This is a genomic window from Fictibacillus phosphorivorans (genome assembly GCF_001619875.1).
Classification (GTDB): domain Bacteria; phylum Bacillota; class Bacilli; order Bacillales; family Fictibacillaceae; genus Fictibacillus; species Fictibacillus phosphorivorans_B.
Genome location: NZ_LRFC01000038.1, coordinates 364723 through 381021, shown reverse-complemented (window position 1 = coordinate 381021; position 16299 = coordinate 364723). Strand labels below are relative to the sequence as shown.

Annotated in this window: 18 protein-coding genes and 1 riboswitch; of the genes, 8 read left to right on the top strand and 10 right to left on the bottom strand. The window is 41.8% G+C overall.

Features of this window, described 5'->3' with window-relative positions:
• Positions 1-287 precede the first annotated feature (287 nt).
• The 5 genes from AWM68_RS17910 to AWM68_RS17890 all read right to left on the bottom strand — a co-directional run bounded on the left by AWM68_RS17910 (position 288) and on the right by AWM68_RS17890 (position 4486).
• Positions 288-1022 (bottom strand): YdcF family protein, encoded by a 735-nt coding sequence (locus AWM68_RS17910; RefSeq protein WP_066244971.1) that lies wholly within the window; start codon positions 1020-1022, stop codon positions 288-290.
• 88 nt (positions 1023-1110) lie between these two features.
• Positions 1111-1596, bottom strand: coding sequence for a hypothetical protein (locus tag AWM68_RS17905; protein ID WP_066244969.1), 486 nt, complete (start codon positions 1594-1596; stop codon positions 1111-1113).
• A gap of 32 nt (positions 1597-1628) precedes the next feature.
• Positions 1629-1711: riboswitch (cyclic di-GMP riboswitch) on the bottom strand.
• 211 nt (positions 1712-1922) lie between these two features.
• Positions 1923-3362, bottom strand: a complete 1440-nt coding sequence (panF, locus tag AWM68_RS17900) for a sodium/pantothenate symporter (protein WP_066244967.1) — start codon at positions 3360-3362, stop codon at positions 1923-1925.
• Positions 3359-3652 (bottom strand): YhdT family protein, encoded by a 294-nt coding sequence (locus AWM68_RS17895; protein ID WP_066244966.1) that lies wholly within the window; start codon positions 3650-3652, stop codon positions 3359-3361. The genes panF and AWM68_RS17895 overlap by 4 nt, the downstream gene beginning before the upstream one ends.
• Before the next feature lie 186 nt (positions 3653-3838).
• On the bottom strand, positions 3839-4486 hold the full coding sequence (locus AWM68_RS17890; RefSeq protein ID WP_066245726.1) for a spore coat protein: 648 nt from the start codon (positions 4484-4486) through the stop codon (positions 3839-3841).
• 350 nt (positions 4487-4836) lie between these two features.
• Here AWM68_RS17890 and AWM68_RS21120 point away from each other — a divergent pair, with 350 nt between their 5' ends.
• The 3 genes from AWM68_RS21120 (at position 4837) to AWM68_RS17880 (ending at position 6357) form a co-directional block, all read left to right on the top strand.
• Positions 4837-5397 (top strand): transposase, encoded by a 561-nt coding sequence (locus AWM68_RS21120; RefSeq protein WP_331710056.1) that lies wholly within the window; start codon positions 4837-4839, stop codon positions 5395-5397.
• A 233-nt stretch (positions 5398-5630) separates the two neighbouring features.
• A complete protein-coding gene (locus AWM68_RS21115; protein ID WP_082820769.1) occupies positions 5631-5801 on the top strand; it encodes an aspartyl-phosphate phosphatase Spo0E family protein in 171 nt (56 codons plus the stop codon).
• Positions 5802-5922: 121 nt separating this feature from the next.
• The gene (locus AWM68_RS17880) at positions 5923-6357 is read left to right on the top strand and encodes a hypothetical protein (protein ID WP_066244962.1); all 435 of its coding nucleotides are present in this window, start codon (positions 5923-5925) and stop codon (positions 6355-6357) included.
• A gap of 22 nt (positions 6358-6379) precedes the next feature.
• Here AWM68_RS17880 and AWM68_RS17875 read toward each other — a convergent pair whose 3' ends face one another.
• Both AWM68_RS17875 and AWM68_RS17870 read right to left on the bottom strand, forming a co-directional pair.
• Positions 6380-7327 (bottom strand): nucleoside hydrolase, encoded by a 948-nt coding sequence (locus tag AWM68_RS17875; RefSeq protein ID WP_066244960.1) that lies wholly within the window; start codon positions 7325-7327, stop codon positions 6380-6382.
• Between the two features lie 75 nt (positions 7328-7402).
• Positions 7403-7813 carry a thiol-disulfide oxidoreductase DCC family protein gene (locus tag AWM68_RS17870; RefSeq protein ID WP_066244958.1) on the bottom strand — a complete coding sequence of 137 codons (411 nt, stop codon included), beginning with the start codon at positions 7811-7813 and terminating at the stop codon, positions 7403-7405.
• A 127-nt stretch (positions 7814-7940) separates the two neighbouring features.
• Here AWM68_RS17870 and AWM68_RS17865 point away from each other — a divergent pair, with 127 nt between their 5' ends.
• The 5 genes from AWM68_RS17865 (at position 7941) to AWM68_RS17845 (ending at position 12902) form a co-directional block, all read left to right on the top strand.
• Positions 7941-8195: a DUF975 family protein gene (locus AWM68_RS17865; RefSeq protein ID WP_066244957.1), complete on the top strand. Its 255-nt coding sequence runs from the start codon at positions 7941-7943 to the stop codon at positions 8193-8195.
• The gene (locus tag AWM68_RS17860) at positions 8192-8599 is read left to right on the top strand and encodes a DUF975 family protein (RefSeq protein ID WP_066244955.1); all 408 of its coding nucleotides are present in this window, start codon (positions 8192-8194) and stop codon (positions 8597-8599) included. The genes AWM68_RS17865 and AWM68_RS17860 overlap by 4 nt, the downstream gene beginning before the upstream one ends.
• 253 nt (positions 8600-8852) lie before the next feature.
• Positions 8853-10472 carry a hypothetical protein gene (locus AWM68_RS17855; RefSeq protein WP_066244953.1) on the top strand — a complete coding sequence of 540 codons (1620 nt, stop codon included), beginning with the start codon at positions 8853-8855 and terminating at the stop codon, positions 10470-10472.
• A gap of 5 nt (positions 10473-10477) precedes the next feature.
• Positions 10478-11173 (top strand): OmpA/MotB family protein, encoded by a 696-nt coding sequence (locus tag AWM68_RS17850; protein ID WP_066244950.1) that lies wholly within the window; start codon positions 10478-10480, stop codon positions 11171-11173.
• 307 nt (positions 11174-11480) lie between these two features.
• Complete coding sequence (locus tag AWM68_RS17845) at positions 11481-12902, top strand: S8 family serine peptidase (protein ID WP_066244948.1); 1422 nt, start codon at positions 11481-11483, stop codon at positions 12900-12902.
• Between the two features lie 354 nt (positions 12903-13256).
• Here the strand turns inward: AWM68_RS17845 and AWM68_RS17840 are convergent, their stop codons facing one another.
• From AWM68_RS17840 to AWM68_RS17830, 3 genes are all read right to left on the bottom strand, one after another.
• Entirely contained in the window at positions 13257-14126 is an 870-nt protein-coding gene (locus AWM68_RS17840) for an AraC family transcriptional regulator (RefSeq protein WP_066244946.1), read from the bottom strand.
• Between the two features lie 187 nt (positions 14127-14313).
• Positions 14314-15288, bottom strand: coding sequence for a DMT family transporter (locus AWM68_RS17835; protein WP_066244944.1), 975 nt, complete (start codon positions 15286-15288; stop codon positions 14314-14316).
• Between the two features lie 31 nt (positions 15289-15319).
• A complete protein-coding gene (locus tag AWM68_RS17830) occupies positions 15320-16297 on the bottom strand; it encodes a TAXI family TRAP transporter solute-binding subunit (protein ID WP_066244941.1) in 978 nt (325 codons plus the stop codon).
• Between the last annotated feature and the right edge of the window lie 2 nt (positions 16298-16299).

Genomic DNA, 16299 nt, shown 5'->3' with positions numbered 1-16299 from the left:
TAAAGAATCAGCCTTATTTCTAATCATGAAGTTTCCTTATTGTGAACGCGAAGCAAGTTACGAAATGAGCTGACTCGTATGGCAAGATGTTCTATTCATCCTTTTTCATAAGCTCTACCACATGAGGCTTCGGATCCCAACAATTGAACTGATACTGTGGTTTCGTCTCAAAACCAAGCCGTACGCAGTGATAGCGCATGCCTTGGCTCGTTTTTTCCGGCTTAAAATTTATACATGTCGCGCAGCAATGATACTTACTTTGATTCATGGTAGTTCGCCTCAATCCTTTATCGATCGGTAAAATAGCTCTTTATAATCGCCATATATTCACGCACATGTGCTTGTGGAACTGAAGAGATCCTAAGCGGCGATCCTAGACCCTCCGCCTCAATTCCAACACGTTTTGCAATCATCTTTGTTCGAAATAGATGAAAGTCACTCGTTACGATCAACAATTGATCATCAGAAGCAATCATTTTCTTCGTATATAAAAGATTTTCGTATGTACTTGTCGCTTTATCTTCAATCTGTATGCGATCAGGCTCGATTCCATTCTCTACTAAATAGTTCTTCATGATGGTGCCCTCACTCGTTGTTTTGCCAAATCCAAGTCCGCCGCTCACGATAAACGTCACATTAGGATGGTTCTCAGCATAAGCAAGCGCTTGATCCAGCCGTCCTTTTAAAACAGCCCCCGGTCGATTGTTCTTCGTCCCGCCACCAAGAACGAGGATGGAGTCTATTTTTCCTGAAACGTTCCCAGGGTCTGTGTTAGCAGATGTTAGGATAAGAGTTTCTAAGGTAGCAGCAAAAAGAAAGGATAGAATGACGATGGATAGCGTTGTTTTTCTGTACTTGTAGAAGAGTTCTTTTGCTGTGTTGTATCGATAAAAGATGATGAAAAAAAGCGCTCCCAAAAGAAAGAATACCGCGAGACCCATGTCCATGTTTGTCGTTTGGATGAGCATAGCCGTTGCGTACAGAAGAAAAATCATACTAAGAGCTAAAAATATTTTTTTCATAGCGTTCTCTCCGTTTGTCTATTTTCTATAATCTAGGATATCAGAAAAAGAAAAAGAGCGGAGAATGAAGATTCCGCTCGTTGAAAATTTATTGGGAGTTTTTGTTTTTCGCTAATTCGTCTTCTATTTGTTTTGTAATATCCGCTTTTATTTCCGTTGTTGTTGCAGCAGCATCCGCATTCATTTGATCTTTCTTTTGGTTCAATGCTTCAGCTTTTCTCTTTGTCACTTCAGCCATTTCCTCATTGTAATGATTTCTTAACTCAGTCTTTTTATCTTTTATAATTTTTTGTTTCTCCGCTTCAAGTTCTTTTTCTGCGCTAGAAAAAATAGCAGAAATGTTCTTGCTTAAATCTTTTAACAAGGATTTTTCTTCATCTTGCAGTGCTTTATCGATATCCGGCTTGTATGTAAACGACATGATTTGGTTGTAAAGGTAGTTAGCAAGCTCCGGCTTTGCAGCAAATACAGATGTTGAACCTACACCTAATGCTAAAGTTGATGCTAAAACAATTTTCGGCCACTTCTTTGCCTTTTTCTTTGCACTAAACTTTTCTTTTCGAGAGATTTCCATAACAAATACCCCTTCCTTTATAAAGAACGCATAAAGAAAGCGGTCGGTTGCGCTACTAGCTTCAGTTATTCCAAGCGCCCACATACAGAACAACCTTCACAGCTCCACACTTATCTCATTATATTCTGATACTAAATTACCACTAGGCTAGTTCACTGTAAATGGTTATTTAGTCAGTTATTCCTAAATTTTCATTTTAGTAGGATTTTTTTAAGAATTAGTTTTGGGATAAGTTCTGAGTTTTAGATTGGGAATCTAGTTAGTTGATAGCATTTTCATTGAGTTAAAGAAAAACAATATTGTCCACCTCCAGTGGACAATATCGTCTAGAATGTATTTGTCTGGGGTCTGTCCCCCTTTGTGAAACTCCCCACAATGTAGGCGAAGAAGGAAAGTACAATCGGCATGACAACCGTATGCATGCCCCAAAGATTAGGGTAGTTCAGGTGCAGATACATGTAAGAACCTACCCCAACGAGTATAGATGCGATGGCTCCATTGGCATTTCCTCTTTTCCAATACAGCCCCATAATGATCGGCCAAATGAAGGCTGCTTCTAAACCACCGAATGCAAATAGATTAAGCCAGATCAGCAAGTCTGGCGGATGAATCGCCATCGCGAACACACTTAAGCCGACTACAGCCGTGATGCCGAAGCTTAGTTTTTTTACAAATTGCTCTTCTGCATCTGGCTTAATGTAATTGATATAAACATCCTTTATAATGGCTGAGCTGACAAGGAGTAGCACCGAGTCGACCGTTGACATGACAGCAGCTAGCGGCGCTGCTAAGACGATACCGGCTAACCAACCTGGCAGTACCTCGAGTGCCAATAGAGGCATTACTTTATCAGGCACATCAATGCCTGGAAGAATCACTCTTCCAAACACACCTGCTAAGTGCATGCCAAGCATGATAAATCCAACAACGAATGTTCCGATGATCATCGCTCTATGCATCGCTTTCGCGTTTCGATAGCTCATCGCTCTAACCGAAATCTGCGGCAATCCTACGACACCCACACCAACTAAAATCCAGAATGACGACACATAAAGCGGTGTAAGGGATTGATCAGAGCCGAAAGGTGTGATGAGATTAGGGTTTTCCGCTCTTAATTCCCCCATAATGTTCTCGATTCCGCCACCAGCTATTATCGTTCCTGCTAAGATGATGACTGTCCCGATTACCATAACAACGCCTTGAATCGCATCCGTTATGACGACAGCTCGAAAGCCACCTGCAATAACATACACCAAGACAGAACCTGAAAAGATAAAGAGAGCTGTTGTATAAGATAACCCGGTGAACGACTCAATTAACCTTCCTCCGCCAACCCATTGGGCAGCCATCGCTGAAAACAAGAAGATCACAATGCTTAACGCTGACAAAATAACGACCCACTTGCTTTCATATCGCGCTTTTAGAAAATCAATAAGCGTTACTGCGTTAATCTTTCGTGCAACAATCGCAAACTTTTTTCCAAGGACGGCTAGTGTAAAATAACCTGTCACAAGCTGAGCCATAGCAAGCAATACCCAGCCAAGTCCTAATTGATAAGCTGCACCAGGACCTCCAATAAAACTTGAAGCACTGCCATAAGTGGCAACCATCGTCATAGCGAGCACAAATCCACCAAGTTCTCTGCCTGCTAAGAAGTAATCTTGTAAAAAAGAAGGTCCGCTTTTAATGTGCCGAGACGTATAGATGCCAACTAAAAAAACAAGGATCAAAAAGAATGCTAAAGGAAGGATCACATCCCAGTTCATCGAACATCGCCCCCCTCTTTTGGCTTTGGTTCTTCCGTATCAAATGGAACTTCTTTAAAAAAGAACTTCACCATAATCCATACTAAAACGGTAAAAACAACAAATCCTACAATACAACTGTAAAAAAACCATGCAGGAAATCCGAGTATGTATGTGTATTCTTTAACAGGGCGTCCACCAAGACCGTAAGCAAACGCATACCACCAGATAAAGTTTAAGATAGCGAGCACCGTTCCCATGATGGCTTCTTTATTGGAAACTCGATATCGCCAGTCCGTTCCCTTTTTCATTTTCCACCCCCTGGAGTTTCAATCCGTAAAATAAGTCCACTCAATACTATGGCAAATTCAATTCACCTTGTCGAGTTCTTTCGACTTTACAAAACTCTTCTACTCTTACTCATGATATCCCTGTTTGTGTGACAATATAAAACGAGCACCCTTTTTTAAGGTACTCGTTTTAAAATGATTATAGATTTATTGAAGCGGTGGTTGTGTCTGTTGTGACGGTGCATAAGCGTTCAGCATGCTCGTCATATCCTGTTGGTTAAGTTGTGGAACTTGATAATAATGATTTTTATTTTGCCAAATTGACAGTTCATAAGCCATCTCTATCCAGTTCGGAATGCCGTCTGCTAAAACTCGGCGCATCACTGGATTAGTTACTTCTAAGGTCGCCATGGCTCGTAAAGATGCATTGGACTTCAAAGTACCTAGAATGAGCATGGAAACAGTCTCATCATTTAATTCTGTTACACTTTGTATCGGTTTTTTAGGTTGAGCTGGCTTTAAACCGTACACAAAGTCATTGTCTTGCTTCATCATATAAGTTTCCGTTTTGTGAGCTGGATTTGTTCCTGTTTGAAAAGCCTGCACACAAGCATTGTATTCTTTAGAAATGTGCTGATAATGGCTGTTCAACATCGTTTTTAATTCTGGATCCTGCACGTGTCCACGGCACATTGTGTAGAGGTTTAACGTAGAAACGATGCCACTCAGCATCTCATGAACATCAAACATCTCATGACCGCCATGATTGAGCTGGGCAGGAACTTGTCCAGTCTGCATATTTTGATGGATAAATTCAGGATTGTTAGTTGCTGCTGGCTGCTGGTTTTGATTCATGTTTGGTTGACTCGGTTGATTTGGGTTCATAATATATACCTCCGATAAATAAAATACGGGGTTATTTTGTGTAGATATAAGTTAGATATTCGTTTTTGAGCTAATTTATCGGAAAAATTTCCGGGGAAATTTGATAAGAAGCGCTATGAATGTATTCCATTCGACATTATTATTGTGATTAGTTGTGTAATATGTATAACTTTGCGAAACGGAGTGATTCGAACCGATTGCATTCCCGATTCCATCAGAGGTTTTACTCAAAAACAATGAGGGAAATAAATTGTTTGGGGTCAGTCCCCATTTCCCCATATAGATATAAGCAATTATAATAGAACTACAACTGAAAGGAGGTGAAAATCATTCCTAGAACACCCCGCATTTGGTACCCCGATGCTGTTTATCACGTGACGACTCGCGGAAACCGCAGGGAACCCCTATTTTATTCCCACCTGGATTTCCACCGCTACTTAAAGATTCTTAGTCACTGTGTTAAAAAGCATACTGTCGAGCTCTTCTCTTATTGCCTCATGACAAACCATACGCACCTTCAAATTCTGTGCAGCAAGTCCCCACCTGGAGAATTCATGAAAGAACTTAACGAAACGTATGCCATGTACTTCAACAAAAAATATGAACTGACTGGCCATGTATTTCAAGGGCGCTACGGAGCAGAATTGATTGAAGAACGTTCGTACCTTCTAGATACTAGCCGCTACATTCACTTAAACCCTGTGGCCGCAGACCTTGTTATGTTTCCTCTCGAATACCCTTGGAGCAGTTACCGATATTATGTGACCCAATCGGTATGCCCTTTCGTAGAAACTTCAACCATCCTTGGACTTTTTCAAGAATCAAAAACTCAATATCGAGATTACGTAGAAAGTAAGATCTCACCAGCAGTAGAGCTTTAAATGGGTTATAAAATCACACTCTACTAATGAAAGAAAGTCAGTCACAGCAAAGAAAAAGCGATTTTGTCTTTCTGTGAAAGACAAAATCGGCTAATGTGTAATTGTATGGGGTCTGTCCCCCTAGATGTGTAAAAAAATAATAGACTTGACACAAAATATGGTATATAATATTTACAAGATTTACCGATATTAATGGTGCAGAAGTGGTTATTATATTAGAGGGGGAATGGACCATGAGCCGAAGCAATGCTCTTGTCTTAACTACAGAGATAGACGCCATTCGCACGACCATGTATGAGGTAAGCAAAAAGGTTAATAGTCTTGCAGATCCGCTTCTTGTTCAGTTAAGTCAGATATTAGATGAGAAATTAAACAAATTAGATCAAATAAAAGATTGTGCATAGATTGTACGCATACACATATTAATTTTACAGTTAACCGAGGTCTTGTCTGCATGGATAGGAAGCTCGGTTTTTTATTACTTGATTGACTCTTAAACTTATAACCGCTGATTGGGGTATTACTTTGAAAACGAAACCCTATGTATCCCTTGCTATTTCTATAATACTTTTACTTTCTTTTTGCTTTTTCATTACGCCAAACCAGATCAGTTTTAAGGAATTAGAGCTAAATAACCTTTCACCTGAAACTCACAAGTTAATTACCCGTTCAACACTTGAAAAAGGAAACGCGTATCTCTTCTTCCCGAAAACAGATAGCCAGAAATCGATTTATTTTTATTTTGACCGAAACGACAGCAGAAGTTTGTACAGCTATCCAAAGGCTACTCTAGTGACCCAAAAAGATAAACTTCAGATTAGAATAATTAATCAAGATGCCTATCATGATGCGGATGCGAAAGATACGTTATTACTAGAATTTGAGTACCAACCTTTTCCGAAGCATATAGAAGTCCTATACAACAAAAGAAAAATTGAACTGAACACTATTACATACTAAAAATTGAGTATACATCGCCAGATCAGGTAAACGTTTCGCCCGTCAACACCGTCATAAAGTCTCTAAAAAAGAAGTTATAATCGAAATCAAACGCGATGCGATGCTTTTTTTCTTGTTCATCAAACTTTATATACGTCCTGATATCCGCGATACTCTGACCTCTTGCAGTGGTGCCGTCTTCTAGCACAATATGTACAGGCAGCGTCCGATACGTGAACATATCTTCCCTTACGCACGCCATTAAGGTGATCGCATCGTGAACTGGACTGCCTAATATACTTGGATTGCGGCTTTTATAAAAGTGATAATAAAAATCCAGTATCGGTTTGATAATCGGTGCTTTTCCTTTGTAATCTATATAGTTGACCATTTCTGGAGTAACAAGCGCTCTGTCTGTTACGTTTAATGGGATGATCGTTACGTTTTTGGCGTATGTCAATACAATTCTTACAGCAATGGGGTCGGCGTGAAAGTTGGCTTCAGACACTGCCGTCACGTTTCCGGGAACCCAAAAAGCTCCGCCCATAATATAAAAGGCTTTAACTTTCTTCATCAGCGATTGATACAATAGAAACAAAGTGGCGAGTGAGGTAAGCCTGCCTGCATTTACAATAATAAGCTCATTTTGATACTCTTCAATAATTTTAACAATCTCAAAAAAATTCTCGATCACGCCGGCATTTGTTCCTGGCTCTATTGGCCCTAATCCATAGACTCCATGAACTTCAGGATAAAAAATAGGCTGTTCACCTGTCATGGGATTTTCCGCTCCGCCAATTATTCTCACTCCACTAGGGAATTTAAATACTTTTGCAAGATATTGTACGTTCGCAATTGTCTGCACCCTGGACACATTCCCATAATCTGCTACAACTCCTACAATATCTATATCATCGCTTAAATAGGCATATGTTAAGGCGACTGCATCATCGATCCCAGCGTCACCAAAGAACAACACTTTTTGTCCCATTGCACAAATCCCCTTTTAGGCTTTTGCTTTATCCTATTAGGCGATAATTTGTCTTATGAAATTTGGCCTTATAAACTATTGTAAAAACCTATTTTTGAGTTCGGGTGTTGGAATCATACAGCTATCCTTTTTACCAAACCATCGATAGCGATTATTCGCTACTTTTCTATATAAAAAATTTCGAAATCGTTTTGGTACGATCATCAGGGCTTTTCCAAGATTAAATGGAAATTGTAAGAACTGAGAGGTTGTGAACACAGCGTCAGATTCGGTGTACACTTTTCCGTCCATCAGTAAAATAACGGAATTGGTATGAACAGGATCTATTTTGTGTTGAGAGAGTAACCGTTGACCTGCTTCAGATTGTATGGCCGAAAACTTCAGCGCACTTGTTTTCTCATGCTTTAGAATAAACTGCACGCTCGTATTACAGAGATTGCATACACCGTCAAAAAGAAGAACAGCCTCCTTGCTTTTCGATTTCACCACACAAACCCCTCACTTTCTCTAAATTACTTTCCTCTATTTTACTATTAACGCTCACTAAAAAACATCTTTCTCACTAACATATCGTAGTATAATAAGAGGACAGATCTAGAAAGGTGAATCCAACATGAAAAATAAAGAAATCAAACGAGTGGCAAGGCAGCAGCTAAAAGGACAATGGGGAACTGCAGCTTTATTTACACTGCTTTTTGCTGCGGTTTATTACTTCATCCCTTTAATCTTAGAAATCAATTTAAGCGGCGGCTTTAACACATGGGTAAACAAGCCTGACAATGTCGACGGGCCAGCAGCGAGTACGTTCCTCATTACCCTTGTATTATTGCCATTATATATCGGTTATTTATGGACCTTTTATTCGTGATCCGGACAGGTGAAAGAATTAAATTTTCAGGTCTTCTACAAGCGTTTTCCGAGATCAGCACATACTTAAAGATACTTGGAACCTATTTAGTGATGATGGTGTACATGTTTCTGTGGACACTTCTTCTAGTTATTCCTGGTATCATAAAAGCATTTTCCTATTCCCAAACGTATTTTGTGTTAAAAGATCACCCTGGAATCGGCATCAATGCGGCCATCACAAAAAGCCGTAAGCTCATGGTCGGTTATAAGTGGAAATTTTTCGTCTTACAGTTAAGTTTCATCGGCTGGGGAATTCTATGTTTACTTACTCTTGGAATCGGATTCCTTTGGCTTTCGCCTTACATCACTGCGTCATATGCTGCTTTTTACGAAAACTTAGTGAGACAGCAAGAAGAGGCGTAACAAGAAGAGGCGTAGCAAGAAGAAGCTACTCCGCTTTCCCGAAGACGAGTGGGGCTGCTGAGAGCTGAGAGCTGAGAACTTAGAAGAATCAAATAAGTTTTTGAATCAAACCCCTGTTTTGTCCATTTGAGGTGGACAAAACAGGGGTTTTTGTATTTGTTTGGGGCCAGACCCCATTTCCCTAAATATTTCCCACTCCTAGGACATATCTATCAGTAAGGATAATCAGACAAGACATCTAAGGGGTGGCATGATGGATCAACTTACTGTAATCGTCGTCGGGGTCATTGGGTTTCTCGTATTTATGGGTATCGTTGGGTATACCCAAACCGCTTTCCACTTTCGCAAATGGACGAAAGAGCTGCAGCAGATCGAGAACAACAAAGATCAGCAGCCTTTCTCCCACTGGCTGCAGCGCGTCACATCAGACTACAGGCAATTTCACCTAGCCGGTGTGCCTCAGCTCAACACACAGGCACTTATTGAAAAGCACCTATACAACGAACGCATTCCGCTGCTTGGCATCTTTAGAGCACCCGTCGGAAATATACAAAAACTGCTTAACCAGCTTCCATCCTTCACCATCATTCTCGGTGTACTCGGAACCTTCATCGGACTAACGCTCTCGCTATTATCAATGCAAGACACGCTCATGACGCTCGGCACTCAACCAGCAGATTCCAACCTCACACTTAACTCGATCATCTCATCACTCACCGCACCTTTTGAAGGAATGAGTGTTGCCTTTTTTACAAGTATCGCGGGTATTGGCGCCGCACTCTTTCTAAACCTAATCCAGTCTGGTTTTTTCTCGCAAGGTACGTCCCTTTCGTACATGCAAAATAAGCTTTTAGCCGATTGTGAAGTGTATCTTGATCATAACGTCAACAGTGACCTGATCAACGACAAGCCGCAGGACTCGGTTGAACGTCTGCTTGACCGCCTTGCTGCAAGAGTTGAATCTTCATTCGATAAAACACTTGGCGAGTTTGCGTCTCAAATGGTTAATTTTACGGCAGGTCTTCAAAAAGCGATGGAAGACGTGAACGGGATATTCGAAGCCCAGCGCGAGCACTCAGAACGGTTCGCCGCCTCCACTACACAGCTCGATCAGTTCGGTCAGCGTTTTAACGAAACGACGAAAGAACTCGGTACGATACAAAAAACGGTCGATACGAGCATCAATGCACTCGCAAAAAACATTTCTTCCTTTGAACAACAGCTTAAAACGAGCAACGACAAGCACACACAAGGGCAGCAGAAGTTCGAGCAGCTTATCCAACGCTCTGATAAAATGCTGCAAGAGGCGCAGCGCAGATCTGAAGAACACGCACAATCCATGCTTCGCGGCATGCAAGAACAGCTTCAGCATTATCAAAACCAGCATGATGCACTGGAAAACCGACTTGCCCAAAAGCAAGACGAATGGCACTACCGGTACGCCGAAAAACAAGGAGAATACGGCCGGGCAGCAGCTGACTTCGCGTCAAGCGTTGGACAGCTTGAAAAAGGCTTTTATTCTGCTGTCGAACATATCAAACGTGATTTTACAGAACAAGTACGAAACGTTATGGATAGTCAGAGCCGCCAGCTTGCTTCGATCATGAACAATTCGCAAAACCAAAACAGTCGTGATGATGATATGCGTGAACTCGCACGCACACTCGAAAACCTCCACCATGGCTTAACACGAAGCATCACCGACAACAATCGTACGCTCTCAGACATGTACCACCTCATGCAGCGCATTTATCAAGCCGCCATGAACCAGTCGAATCAAGTGGTCTATGAAACACGCAGTCCACGGGCAACGGAATATGTCGATGACGAGCGGATGCCAGAAGTCTCACCGCAAAGTTTTAGGAGACGGTGACCAGGATGAAGGCGCGCAAATCTTACTACAACGATGAGAGCCAAGAAACGAAAGAGATCTTCTGGCCGAGTTTTACCGATATGATGGCGATGATGGTGCTCGTCATGGTCTTTATTGCGATCCTTGCCTACGTGCAGAGCATCTACAACGCCTATGACCAGGCACAGATCAAGCGCGAACTCGGTCAGGTGGCAGAGGTGAAGAAACACATCTCTGATTTAATTCAAAAACAGCTGGAAGAAAACGTTGGAAAAGATAAGATCATTCGAGGACCGAACAACACGATTTCGGTAGAAGGCAACATCCTTTTTGATACAGGAAGTGCCGAGATTTCTGCCAAAGGAAAGCAGGTACTCGACCCGCTCGCTGACGCACTCGCAAGCATTATCGAGGAAAAAGACATGAGTCAGTATCTGTACATTATTTTAATTGAAGGACATACCGATTCCGTTCCGTACGACAACTGGTCACTCTCCACCCAGCGTGCGGTAGCGGTCGTTGATTATCTTGGAAAAGCAAATCCGAAGCTCGCGAAAAAAGAGTACGCACAATACTTGGCGGCAACAGGATACAGCGAGTTTAAGCCGATTGCAGAAGGAAACTCAGCTGAAGCGCTGCAAAAGAACCGCCGCATTTCGTTTCAGATTATTTTGGATGATGATAAGTGGCAGAGTAAGCTGAAGGAGATTGTGGAGCAGTAGATGATATTAAAATTGGAGCTGACTCATTTTTGTTTTTGAGTTAGCTCCTTTCTTATGGATATGACACTATTTAATACAGAGAGTGCTAAAGGAAATGCTCACTCATCCCTTGACCAGCATTCTAAGTAAAGGACCTTACTGAAAAGGCGACACAACTCTAGTATTAATCCAACCCTATGTCGAACAATTTTTATACTATGCTGCAATAAAACGACAATATTTTCATCACGTACTATGTTATTTTTATCTAGCAAGTATTAGTAGATTCTATTAATCTACATATTATACATAAAAAGGAGAAATGATCATGAAGAAGTTAGCAGTACTTTCCATGTGTTCAGTTCTATCACTCTCACTTTTTACAGGATTGAGCTCCCAGCCTGCAAAAGCAGAAGAAAGCAGTTCCTATTATCTATTAGCTTACAAAGGTAAGGTCCCATCAGACGTTGAAACTAAAATAAAACTTGCTGGTGGATCTATCGAACGTGTCATTGAAGAGATCGGTATAGTAGAAGCTCGTTCATCTGATCCTAATTTCTTAACAGATATAAAGAAAGATACAAATTTATACGCTGCAGACAAAGAACTCTCTGTTTACTTAGAAGATGAGGTCAATCCTGCAGACGGACAACCCATTACATCCATACCTCAGCCCGACTGGAACGATCCTGAGCAAAACTATCATGATTACCAGTGGGATGTAAAAAGGATTACAAATAATTTCAAATCCCATGAGCTTAACTCTGGGAACCATGAAACGGTCGTTGGCGTTATCGATACTGGTTTGGATTTTAATCATCCAGACTTAAAAGCAAATGCCGATTTAGCTGGAAGTAAAACGTTCGTACCAGGTACAAAAGACGCATGGGATATGAACGGGCATGGAACACATGTTGCGGGGTCTATTGCCGCAAATGGTAAAGTTCTTGGGGTTGGTCCAGAACTAAAAGTACGAGCTTATCGGGTTTTTGGGGCAACTGGGGGTGCTCAGCAATCGTGGATTACGGATGCAATAGTAGCAGCTGCAAACGATGGAGTGGAAGTCATTAATATGAGTATCGGCGGATGGCGCTGGATGGCACATAACCTAGGCGAAAAAGGTGATTCAGCTTCTATGGTCGCTTACCACCGTGCAGTTCAGTACGCAACACAAAAAGGGGTAACCGTTGTGGTCTCTGCAGGAAACGATTCTCGCAATTTAAACAGCCTGCATGATATGCAAGCTTATTGGAAAACTACTTATGGTCTTGATATTAAGGGACCATCACGTGTCGTTCCAGCACAGCTTCCAGGGGTCGTAACAGTATCATCTTCTAATAAGTGGTCCACAGACTCTATTGCGTTCTATTCAAACTATGGTAGTTCGATTGATGTAGCAGGCCCTGGTGGTGATAACGGTCCTTTATATGATAGTTTGTATCGTCAAGATCCTAAAGGAAACTATTTAGACAAACGTGATTATATGTATCGTACCTTATCGACTTGGCCAACATATTTGGCACCAAATGTGACCAGTAACCTAAGAGGTTATGCATTGTTACACGGAACAAGCATGGCCGCACCTAAAGTAGCTGGAATCGCAGCTGTTATTAAATCTGAACACCCTGAGTACTCCCCTGCTCAAGTACAAGCTGCTCTTAAACAGACAGCAGTAGATTTAGGTAAAAAAGGACAAGATCCTATTTACGGATCTGGGGAAGCAAACATCTATAATGCACTAACAAGATAGATAAAAGAAGACCTGCAAAAAACTGATGCAGGTCTTTTTATATTCTTTTTTGTTTAACTAAAAAACTTGTTAAGGCATATCAATGCATTTAGACTACCCATTTCTCAACGGTCAGGGAGGTGCAATAACAGTTTTTGATTAATAACAAATTGAATCTTAGACCGAGGTGTAACATGTGCTATTTCTTGTTTGCCACCAAGTTTTTTTGCACTTTCGTTTTGAATGGAATTTTCCTAAAAACAACGAATAGCTTTCGGGCAGACATTCCCGCGAGTCACCACCGCCCTACGTATAAACCAGCATACCCCATCACCAGGAAAAAGCATCACCCTCTTCATCCCGATGCTCCCTCGTTCACTTCTTCTTCACAGGTATCCAAATCTCACTTCTAAATGTTGGTGAAGTGGTATCTTTATCCGCGTTCCATAACATTTCCGGTCCTTCTGTTTGTTCATAAGAAGACGACGGAAACCACTCTGCATAGATTCGTCCCCATACATTTTGCAGCGTTTCTGGAAATGGTCCTACTGCTTCGAAAACAGCCCAAGTCGATGCCTCAACCTCTAGATTAGCAAATTCAGCTGGACATGCGTTCGTTGTGGCCGCCCCGATATAGTGATCGAGTTCACTATTCTCAAGCAATCGTTCTGAAAAGTTCGTGGAGGCACTGATCAGTCCCTTTGGCTCTATATTGGATATCTGCTTAAGCTTATTAATAGTGTCCATGTTTAGACTTTGCCACATGGCTGCGATTTCAGGATTTACTCCTTCAAATATCAAAGGAACTCGTTTTTTCAACCCCACAATGCTAAAAGCCTCTTTCTCAATGACGCGATAGTTCATTTCACTTCCCCCTTTTATGGATAGTTGAAAGGACATGCGCGGATATGCTTTAAGAGAATGACCGTTCCTCCGAGCCTCTGATGGGGTTACACCGTGCATCTGGTGAAACGCTTTTGTAAAAGCATCTGGTGAACGGTAGCCATATTTTATGGCTATGTCAATAACCTTTGTTTCGCCATTCGCTAGTTCAAATGCTGCTAGAGTCAGACGTCTGCGGCGAATATATTCCGATAATGGAACACCCGCCAGAAATGAAAACATTCTTTTAAAATGATATTCGGAGCAATAGGCACGCCTTGCTACTTCCTTATAGTCAATATCGTCTGCCAAATTCTCCTCGATAAAATTCAGCGCGTCATTCATTCTTTGAAGCGAATCCATACGAATGCCTCCTTTCCACTCAACCATAACAGGAGCTCTTGTGGCTTACCCGACTTATTATGCACAGATATGACGGATTCCTTTTCGCACAAAAAAACAACCGCTGCTACGGGCAGTGGCTGTTCTTAATTAACTATATAAAAAGGGGGGGTAGTACTACTATTCCCAGCTCACATAATTTTATTCATCATTTTGCAAGTTTCATAGATTTTTTTGGTACAACCTCTGTTTTTCCATAATAACTGTGTAAAAACATGCCCAGCATGATAATGAAAACACCGCACATGGAAAGGAAAGTTGGACTCGCGATCGATAACAGCCACATCTCACCGGCCAGCACAAAAACGATTTCAGCTGATTGCGTCGCTTCAACTCCTGCTAGTTTTACAGGGTTGTTTGCACAAAGGTCTGTTGCTTGAAAAAAGAGGACCGTTGCGATCACACCTGAGGAGATTGCGACTAAAAACGTTTGCCACAGCTGGTCGTTCGTTGGCGGTCCGCTTTCGACCCAGCCAACTACAGCTAGAACGATCCACCACGGCATGGATGCAATGGTCATGCCGAATGCGCGCTGGAACGCACCAAGCCGCTTGTTCGTAACGACCATCATCTTTCGGTTGCCGAGCGGATACGCGATTGCGGCGATCAAAACCGGAAGTACAACATTCAGCCACGCTGACCCGTTCACCCCGTTCGCTTCTTGCACTTGAACGAGCGCGACTCCTGCTAAAATGATGACTGAAAACCCAAGACCTTTAAACGGTATTTTTTGCCGAGTTGCGCCTGCTTTACTCTTCCCCTTCCCTTCTCCTTCATAAAAGAAGGGTACAAGAAGAGATCCTGCGACAATCGTTATCTGCCAGGTTGCCGCAACAAGCCATGCCTCACCAAAGCCTGCGGCATACGTGATCGGCGCATAAAAGAGCACAAAGCCTACTGAACTCCATATAAACCACGTGCCAAAACGAGCTTTAAGTTCTTGAAAGACAGGACGCACGTTTCCACGCATCCAAACAATGATCCATAAAAGCGGAACCATGTAAAAAAAGCGAAGGGCCGCACTCCAATGCCAGCTTCCTCCCGATAAATCCATTGAACGATTCAATATGAATGTGACCCCAAAGAAAAAGGCAGCCGCAATTCCAAGCCAAATTGGTTTCATCTCAAAATCCCCCATTTCCACTAAAACGTATTCATCTATTTTGTCTTACATTCTTTTTGCTGTAAAATTTTAAGGCTCCTGGATGCATGGGAATGGGTCCAGTATAAACGGCGTTTTCCTCATGAAATCCAGACATCGCTGGGTGAGCATCTATAAGTACTTGTTTCTTTTCATTCAAGATCTTTGTTAATTCGTAAACGGTATGATCAGGCAATTTTTTTGATACGAGCAAAATATTTTGAACACCTACTGTTTGGATATCTTGATCGTTTTGGTAGACGCCTTTAGGTATCGTAATGTCAGTTAGATAGTCCGTTTGTATACCCTCTGTTTTTAATCTTTCTAACTCTATTGGTAAAATAACGATACGTTCTGATTGTAAAAGCTCTGTAACAGCAGGGTTTGGCAATCCTGAGGTTACAAACGCTGCATCAATCGCACCGCTCTTCAGCTGTTCAATCGATTCGCGATATGACAGGTACTCTGCATCGATGTCCAAGCGTTCTATTCCGTAACCCTTTAGAATAGTTAAGGCATTGATCTCTACACCGCTGCCTTTCGCACCGATCCCGATTTTTTTTCCTTTAAGGTCAGATAGGCTTTTGATTTCTGTTTTGGGCAGCGTAACCACTTGCACAACGTTTGTATATAGAGTCGCTAAAGAGCGCAGATTCTTTGCAGGTTCTTTAAACGCACCTTCACCTTTATAAGCAAGTGAAGCAATATCTAACATGGCAAAAGCTAGCTCAGCTTTTTCTTCTTTTAAGAGTGAGAGGTTTTCAGCAGTTCCTCCTGATGATTGCACGTTTGCTGCGTATTCTCCTGTTTCACTGAAAATCTGGGACATCTCTTTCCCAATCGCGTAATAAGGTCCGCTTTTTCCGCCTGTTGCAATGGATAATAGCTTTTTATCATCCAAGCTGCGTTGAGGAGCAGGATGGTCATTACTATTCATATGACTGCACGAAGCAAGAACTGCTATACATAAACATAGTATTAATTTTTTCATGC

Excerpts from the sequence above, each read along its gene's own strand:
- AWM68_RS17910 (WP_066244971.1), bottom strand. The coding sequence starts at position 1,022 with ATGAAAAAAATATTTTTAGCTCTTAGTATGATTTTTCTTCTGTACGCA.
- AWM68_RS17905 (WP_066244969.1), bottom strand. The coding sequence starts at position 1,596 with ATGGAAATCTCTCGAAAAGAAAAGTTTAGTGCAAAGAAAAAGGCAAAG.
- panF (WP_066244967.1), bottom strand. The coding sequence starts at position 3,362 with ATGAACTGGGATGTGATCCTTCCTTTAGCATTCTTTTTGATCCTTGTT.
- AWM68_RS17895 (WP_066244966.1), bottom strand. The coding sequence starts at position 3,652 with ATGAAAAAGGGAACGGACTGGCGATATCGAGTTTCCAATAAAGAAGCC.
- AWM68_RS17890 (WP_066245726.1), bottom strand. The coding sequence starts at position 4,486 with ATGAATCAAAACCAGCAGCCAGCAGCAACTAACAATCCTGAATTTATC.
- AWM68_RS21115 (WP_082820769.1), top strand. The coding sequence starts at position 5,631 with ATGAGCCGAAGCAATGCTCTTGTCTTAACTACAGAGATAGACGCCATT.
- AWM68_RS17875 (WP_066244960.1), bottom strand. The coding sequence starts at position 7,327 with ATGGGACAAAAAGTGTTGTTCTTTGGTGACGCTGGGATCGATGATGCA.
- AWM68_RS17865 (WP_066244957.1), top strand. The coding sequence starts at position 7,941 with ATGAAAAATAAAGAAATCAAACGAGTGGCAAGGCAGCAGCTAAAAGGA.
- AWM68_RS17855 (WP_066244953.1), top strand. The coding sequence starts at position 8,853 with ATGGATCAACTTACTGTAATCGTCGTCGGGGTCATTGGGTTTCTCGTA.
- AWM68_RS17850 (WP_066244950.1), top strand. The coding sequence starts at position 10,478 with ATGAAGGCGCGCAAATCTTACTACAACGATGAGAGCCAAGAAACGAAA.
- AWM68_RS17845 (WP_066244948.1), top strand. The coding sequence starts at position 11,481 with ATGAAGAAGTTAGCAGTACTTTCCATGTGTTCAGTTCTATCACTCTCA.
- AWM68_RS17840 (WP_066244946.1), bottom strand. The coding sequence starts at position 14,126 with ATGGATTCGCTTCAAAGAATGAATGACGCGCTGAATTTTATCGAGGAG.
- AWM68_RS17835 (WP_066244944.1), bottom strand. The coding sequence starts at position 15,288 with ATGAAACCAATTTGGCTTGGAATTGCGGCTGCCTTTTTCTTTGGGGTC.
- AWM68_RS17830 (WP_066244941.1), bottom strand. The coding sequence starts at position 16,297 with ATGAAAAAATTAATACTATGTTTATGTATAGCAGTTCTTGCTTCGTGC.